This window comes from Metamycoplasma neophronis, from assembly GCF_006491995.1.
Lineage (GTDB): Bacteria > Bacillota_I > Bacilli_A > Mycoplasmatales > Metamycoplasmataceae > Metamycoplasma > Metamycoplasma neophronis.
The window spans coordinates 58,781-65,715 of record NZ_VHHP01000005.1 but is presented as its reverse complement, the minus strand read 5'-3'; the positions used below and the strand labels follow the sequence as shown (position 1 = coordinate 65,715).

7 protein-coding genes are annotated in these 6,935 nt (G+C 27.6%); 3 read left to right on the top strand and 4 right to left on the bottom strand.

Going from position 1 to position 6,935, the window contains the following annotated elements:
- Positions 1-183: 183 nt before the first annotated feature.
- Positions 184-573, bottom strand: a complete 390-nt coding sequence (locus FJR74_RS02355) for a hypothetical protein (protein WP_140914945.1) — start codon at positions 571-573, stop codon at positions 184-186.
- 476 nt (positions 574-1,049) lie between these two features.
- The gene (rpsT, locus tag FJR74_RS02350) at positions 1,050-1,310 is read right to left on the bottom strand and encodes a 30S ribosomal protein S20 (RefSeq protein ID WP_140914944.1); all 261 of its coding nucleotides are present in this window, start codon (positions 1,308-1,310) and stop codon (positions 1,050-1,052) included.
- A gap of 182 nt (positions 1,311-1,492) precedes the next feature.
- On the opposite strand from rpsT, the gene FJR74_RS07980 reads away from it, so the two are divergent.
- The 3 genes from FJR74_RS07980 (at position 1,493) to FJR74_RS07970 (ending at position 3,849) form a co-directional block, all read left to right on the top strand.
- Positions 1,493-2,212, top strand: a complete 720-nt coding sequence (locus FJR74_RS07980) for a YgjP-like metallopeptidase domain-containing protein (RefSeq protein ID WP_140914943.1) — start codon at positions 1,493-1,495, stop codon at positions 2,210-2,212.
- Between the two features lie 15 nt (positions 2,213-2,227).
- Entirely contained in the window at positions 2,228-2,866 is a 639-nt protein-coding gene (locus FJR74_RS07975; protein WP_140914942.1) for a hypothetical protein, read from the top strand.
- A gap of 251 nt (positions 2,867-3,117) precedes the next feature.
- Complete coding sequence (locus FJR74_RS07970) at positions 3,118-3,849, top strand: hypothetical protein (protein ID WP_140914941.1); 732 nt, start codon at positions 3,118-3,120, stop codon at positions 3,847-3,849.
- Between the two features lie 148 nt (positions 3,850-3,997).
- On the opposite strand, the gene thrS is transcribed toward FJR74_RS07970, so the two are convergent.
- Both thrS and trpS read right to left on the bottom strand, forming a co-directional pair.
- On the bottom strand, positions 3,998-5,737 hold the full coding sequence (gene thrS, locus FJR74_RS07965) for a threonine--tRNA ligase (RefSeq protein WP_140914940.1): 1,740 nt from the start codon (positions 5,735-5,737) through the stop codon (positions 3,998-4,000).
- Complete coding sequence (gene trpS, locus FJR74_RS02325) at positions 5,724-6,737, bottom strand: tryptophan--tRNA ligase (protein ID WP_140914939.1); 1,014 nt, start codon at positions 6,735-6,737, stop codon at positions 5,724-5,726. The genes thrS and trpS overlap by 14 nt, the downstream gene beginning before the upstream one ends.
- Positions 6,738-6,935 lie beyond the last annotated feature (198 nt).

The following is a 6,935-nucleotide window of genomic DNA, read 5'->3' as shown; positions in this document are numbered from 1 at the left end:
CTGCATAGCAAAGTAAAAAAACTTATCATTGCTTTGTTTTGTTCTAATTTTATAAACTGCTTCAAAAAATGTAATTATTATTAAATGTTTTTATGGTTTTATGCTTAGTTATATATTTTTAAATAAAAAAAGCCTGCCATCAAATTGACAGACTTGGATACTAACATAATATTCTTAATATATTTATGAATTACTTTCTTGAGCATTTAGATTATTTAATCTTTTTATATAATCATCACTCAAAAGTCTAGCTGCTGATATTAGAGTTTTATTAAATAAACATAAATAAGAAAGCATAGTTGAATCATTTTTTTCTTTTAATTCTTTATAGGGCAAAATTATAAAACCATAACTTCTTAATGGGTAATAAAATACAAAATTAGATCCTGAAGCAATAAGAGCAAAAATGATTGCCAATACTGTTAATGCAATTCGTGTGTTGGGGTTTATATTTTTTATTGCAAAGATACAAATTAATAATGGAATTGTTATTACAATACCTCCAATCAACATAAATAATCATATTTTTAATCAAAATTTAAATTTTTTTTCTATTAATTCTAATGTTTTCATCACTAATAACCCCCGTAAATATTAAACATTAAGTATTTAATTGGACATTTTAACAATCATAGCTTTTTTAAAAGTGCTTTTTTAATATTAATGCCTTTAAAAACTTTGTATTTAAAAAAGTGCTCCAATACATAAATCAATTTATGTTTTTCTTATTTGTTAATTTATAGTTACATATTATATCGCCTTTTATTAAGGCGAAATTTTTTTGATAATTAAAAAAGATAAAAAATTCTAAAAAATACACGAAAGGTTATTTTTTTTCGATTTTTATATTTTTTTAAAGAAGAATGATATCAATTAAAAAAATAACTTATATTTATAAAGTTTTTAAAAAGAGTTTTTATTAAAATAAAAATTAATATTGTGCATATATTATTTTTTCAAGCTAACCTACTTACTAAACAAAAGTTTAAAAAGATAAATTAAAAAAGCCCGGACGCGGGCTTTTTAATTACTTAAATTTATCTTAATTATTATTTATTTTTAGCAATAAATGCATCTAAACGGCTTGCTTTTCTTGCGCCATTGTTTTGGTGTAAAACACCTTTTGAAACTGCTTTATCAATTTCGTGGTGAGCCTTTGCAGAGTATTCAGCTGCTTTAGGATCGTTGGTTTGAGCTGCTAATTTAGCTTTTTTGATAGCTGTTTTAACAGATGATTTGATAGCAGAATTACGCGCGTTTGCTTTTTCGTTAGATAATATTGCTTTTTGTTTTGATTTGATGTTTGCCATTTTTTTGCCTTTCTTGCTATTAATAATTAGCATTACTTATTTTATAATAAAAATAATATTTTTTTTATTTTTCTTAAAAATATCTTATTTTTTAAATATTTTAACATTATTTAAGGTTTTTATTTTTTTAAAATAACAACTTTTTATGTTTTAAATATAAATCAATCTATAATTATAGCCATATGGAAATTAGCGAACCAATTATTTTTAAATATATTCTTGACGGCAAAGATTGAGAAGTAACTGTCGTATTAAAAAACAAATTGGGCTATACATTTAAACTTGACAAAAACGGTAAGTTTGTTTTATATATTTCAAAATTATGATTTAATCGTATATTAAAAAATCCTAATGAAAGAAATAAATTAGATAAGAATATTATTAAATGACTGCCGAGGATGATCGTTCATAAAGACATTTTAGAGTTCAATTTCGAAGAAAGATATTTTTATTTATGAGGAGTTAAAACAGAGTTCCATATTTTAAAAAGTTTTGTTTATTTCAAAGAAGGCGATAAGTTACATTATGTAAAAATAAATCGACAAAATAAAGAGTATATTATAAAAGCGATAAACAATAAATTAGAAGAAATTATTTATGATGTCGCCAAAGAGTATACTGATTATTATTTTAAATTATTGTTCAATACTACTTTGGCTGACGTTAAGTATAAGATTTCCTCAAAAGAAGTTACAACATATTGAGGTAAGCATTTTTATCGAAAAAAAGAAATTATTTATAATTTATCATTAGTTCATTACGATAAAAAATATTTAAGAGCTACTGCATTGCATGAAGTGAATCATTTTAAGTTTCCAAAACATGGCCAGAAATTTTGAAATAACATGGCAAAATTTGATTACGAATATTATAAAATTGATCGCGACAAAAAAATGAGTTAGGATAAGGCGGGAGATATGAATAAACCATATATTATTGGTATCACGGTTGGATTAAGTTGTTTTTTCTTATTTGTAATTTTAATTTGAATTTTAATTGCGAAATTAAACAAACGCAATAAAAAAGATCGTAACCTAATTAAACAATTCGATATAGACATTAAAGATGAATTAATTAATTTGAGTAATTCATTAATTCCAAATAGCACAATCATTCGGGAAAATAAATATTATATTAGTCCAAAAATCTCATTCGAATTAAAAAATGTTTTAATCACAAGTGTAGGATTATTTGTCATGTCCCATGTTTATCAAGATGGCGGAATAATCGAAGGTGATACACTCGAACGTGAGTGAAACATTAAAATGGATAAAAAAAATATTTTATTTCCTAATCCTGTTGTAGCCATTGATAATACAGTAAAAGCATTAGGCAAAATTATGCCTTCAAATATTCCATTAATTTGTGTGCTAGTTTTTAAAAACGGAACAAAGCCTAATTTATATAATCTACCAGGATATGTGCTTGCATCTGAGGTTAATAATTTAGCGGCCTCGATTTATGAAGTATATCAAGAACTTCCCCAATTACTAAGCAATGAACAAATGGGAAACATTGTCAATATTTTCTGAAAATTCCAATCTAAAAAAATCTAAAATCAATATCGAAAAATCGACATAATTTATATTGAAAAAATACTTATTTTATATTGAAAAATATTGCTTTTTTACTTTTCAATACATTGACTGAATACACTCAGTAAAATTTGAATGTACAAAAAAGTAGACTAAAAAGCATATTTTTTTAACAAAATTAAGCAAAAAAACACACTAATTTGCATAACAAAAATTATTTTTGTTAAAATAATGACATAAATTATTAATAATTTAAATGAATGGAGTCCAAAATGAAACAAGAAAAGAAATCAACTTTAGAAAAATACTATATTTCTGAAGCTTTCGATAAGGATAGAAATGTTTCATTTAACTTTAAAAAAGCTAACAAAAAAATTTCTGGAAACTTCACCGAATTCACCGATGCAGTTGAAGAATTCATCAGAGTTAGCGAAGCAACATCAAACGACACAAAATGTTGATTCCATCGTGACGGTGCATACCGTGGTAGCGTTGACATCAACAAAGCTCGTTTAATCGTTGAAAAAGTTAAAGAAAAACAAGTTAAAAACGAAGATGCTATTACATACATCGAAGCAGAAAATCTAGTTGACAAAGCGCCAGCTAAAAAAGTTAACCTAAACGAAGAAGCTTTATTAGTATCATTCTACGTTGAAGGTGCTGAAACCAAAACAGCTGAAGAAATTAAAGCTGAAGACATTAAATCTGAATCAAATTACCCAGTTGTTATTGAAAAAGTAGTAGCTAATGGCGATGCATTAGACATTTACTACCACATTACAAATAAAAACTCTAAATCAGATACAGTTTTAGCTACCCTAACTGGTTTTGCTGAAAACATGCAACCATGTGAATGCAGACTAGAAGACGCTTCTGAAGCACACCCTATCCAATACACCGGAAGAGGAAAAAACAAAGGTTTCTGAGCATTAGTTTCAGTTTTAGTTGTGTTAATCATTATTAACATTATTTTAATTGTTCTACGTGCTACAGGAAAATTCTAATAATAGTATTTTAAACAAACTGCTTTAAGTAGTTTATAAAGTAACCTGCCAAAAAGTTGGAGGTTACTTTTTTTTATGTTTTACTTAGCATAATAAAAACCCAAGCACGATAATTGCGCTTAGGTCATGATATTAATGTTATTAATTATTATTTTAATGATTTTTTAAGAGCGTGTAACTTAGCTAAGAACTCTTCTTTGGTGTAGGTTTTAGTTTCTTCTGAACCGTATTCTCTCACGGCTAAAGTATTTTCTTCTATTTCTTTGCGTCCAATAACAATAATAAATTTAGTTTTTTGTAATTGGGCTTCTCTGATTTTCTTGTTAATTCTTTCTGATCTTAAATCAACATTAACATTGATATCTTCGTCTAAGAATTCTTCATATAAATCTTGGCAATATTGGTTTAATTCGTCATTAATTGGCATAATGGTTACTTGTCTTGGGCTCAATCAATATGGTAATGCACCTTTAGTTTGCTCTAATAAAGTAGCAATAAATCTTTCATAAGTTCCGATTAAACCACGGTGAATTAAAACTGGGGTTTGGAATTGTTCTTTATCATCAACATATTTCATTTCAAAACGTGAAGGTAATAAGAAATCTAATTGTAAAGTTGACATAGTAATAATTCTATTTAAAACTGTTCTTACTTGGAAATCAACTTTTGGACCATAAAATGCGGCTTCTCCGATGAATTCCTTATATTCGATGTTTAATTCTTTTAAAACTTCCCTTAGATCATTTTCTGCTCGATTTCACATTTCATCATTTTGGAAGAATTTTTCATGGTCTTCTGGGTCTCTTAATGATAATGAAACGTGGTCAATTTCGATATTGAAATCTTTTAGGGCTTGTAAAATCATTTTGTATAAGTGTTTAAATTCGTCTTTAATTTGGTCTGGTCTAACAAAAATATGTCCTTCAGTTAAATCCATACCTCTAACTCTTTCAAGTCCTGATAAGGCGCCTGATTTTTCATAACGGTATAAACGCGATTGTTCTGAATATCTAATTGGTAAATCTTTGTAAGAACGACGAGTTGCGTTGAATAATAAAATGTGGTGAGGACAAGTCATTGGACGTGCTACTAATAATTCATTATCCATAACGATAGGTTTGAACATAGTGTCTTGATAGTGAGCTCAGTGTCCGCTGATTTCATATAATTTCTTTTCACCAAAATGCGGAGTCATAACTTCGTTAAAACCATATTTTTTATCTAATTTTAAAACATAGTCACGAATTGCATTGTGAATTTTCATTCCGTCTTCTAATCAAATTGGAAGCCCTTGACCGCTTAATTGATTGAAAGTAAAAATGTTTAATTCTTTTCCGATTTTACGGTGGTCACGTTCTTTACGTTCTTCTAGAATAAATAGATATTTGTCTAATTCTTCTTTAGTTTCTCAACTGGTTCCGTAAATTCTGGTTAACATTTTATTATTTGAATCACCACGTCAATAAGCTCCGGCAACTGATAATAATTTAAAGTGGCGAATTTCTTTAGTGTTTTCAATATGCCCACCAGCACATAAGTCAGTAAATAATACTTCGTTAGTTTTTGGATGATAGTATTGAAAAAATGTCACTTCTTTGCCTTGACTTACAAATTCTTCATATAACTCTTTTTTGTATGGTTGGCCTTCGAATGAATATTGTTCAATTCCCACTTGTCTCATAACATAGCCTTGTTCAGCTAGTTTTTTCATTAGTTTTTCAATTTTTGGTAAATCTGATTCTAATAAAGGTTGTTCAAATTCAAAATCATAATAGAAACCTTCATCAATTGCAGGCCCAATGGCTAATTTGGTGTTTGGATATAGTTTTAGAATTGCAGCTGCTAGTAAGTGGCTGGTTGAGTGATTTAATTTGCTATTTGCTTGCATTATTTAACCCCATTCCCTTCATAAGTTTTTCTAGGTTTTTGTGTGCTACTTTGCGAGCTTTTTCGGCCCCAATTTTAGCTTCTTCATCTATGTGTTTCATTGCTTCGGCATATTTGGCTTGAATATCAATTAAAAATGATTTAACTTCTTCGCCAACAGCTTGTTTTAATTCGCCATAATTTTTATCGGCAAATAATTCGCTTGTTTGTTCTAATGTTTTATCAGTTAAAGCTGAATAAATTGTTAATAGATTTTTAATTCCTGGTTTTTCATCTGATAAATAGATTTTGCCTTCTGAGTCAGTTACTGCTTTCATAATTTTTTTGTATGCTTTTTCAGGATCATCCAATAAATAAATTGATGATTTTTCATTTTTATCAGATTTTGACATTTTTTTAGTTGGTTCAGTTAGTGACATAATTTTTGCCCCAACTTCTGGAATATATGGTTCGGGAACTTTGAAATTAGTTTTGTATTTGTTATTTAATCTAATTGCTAAATTTCTAGTTAGTTCCACATGTTGTTTTTGGTCAATTCCAACTGGAATAATGTCAGCATTATATAGTAGAATATCACCGACCATTAGTGTTGGATACATCAATAAACCTGTCGGAATTGTTTCCATTCCATTAGCTGTCTTTACTTTGGATGATTTGTCTTTAAATTGTGTCATTCTTGACAATTCACCAATTGTTGTGTTTGTTAAAACTAATCAATTCATCATTCCGTGCTCTAGAATGTCAGATTGAAAAAATAAGGTCGTTTTATTTGTATCAATTCCACACGCTCTAAATAATGCGAATATATTTCTTCTGTTTTGTTCAAGTTCTTGTGGGTCTATTGGCAAGGTTAAGGCATGTAAATCTGCTATGAAAATATAGTTTTCATATTGGTCTTGCAATTTAACCATGTTCCGAATAGCACCTATATAGTTAGCTAAGGTTAATTTGCCGGTAGCAGTGATTCCACTTAGCATAATTTTTTTATCATTAATACTCATAAAATTTCCTTTCTTTAATAAACCATTATTAATTTTAATACATTTTTAAAAATATGCGACTTTTTAATTAAATAGAATTTAATAAAAAAATCCAATGTAGCAAATTAGCTTTTTACGTGATAAAGATTAATTTTTTTTAAGTTATTAATTAATAAAAAAAGCCAAATAAAATATAATATATATAACCTTAACAAAAGG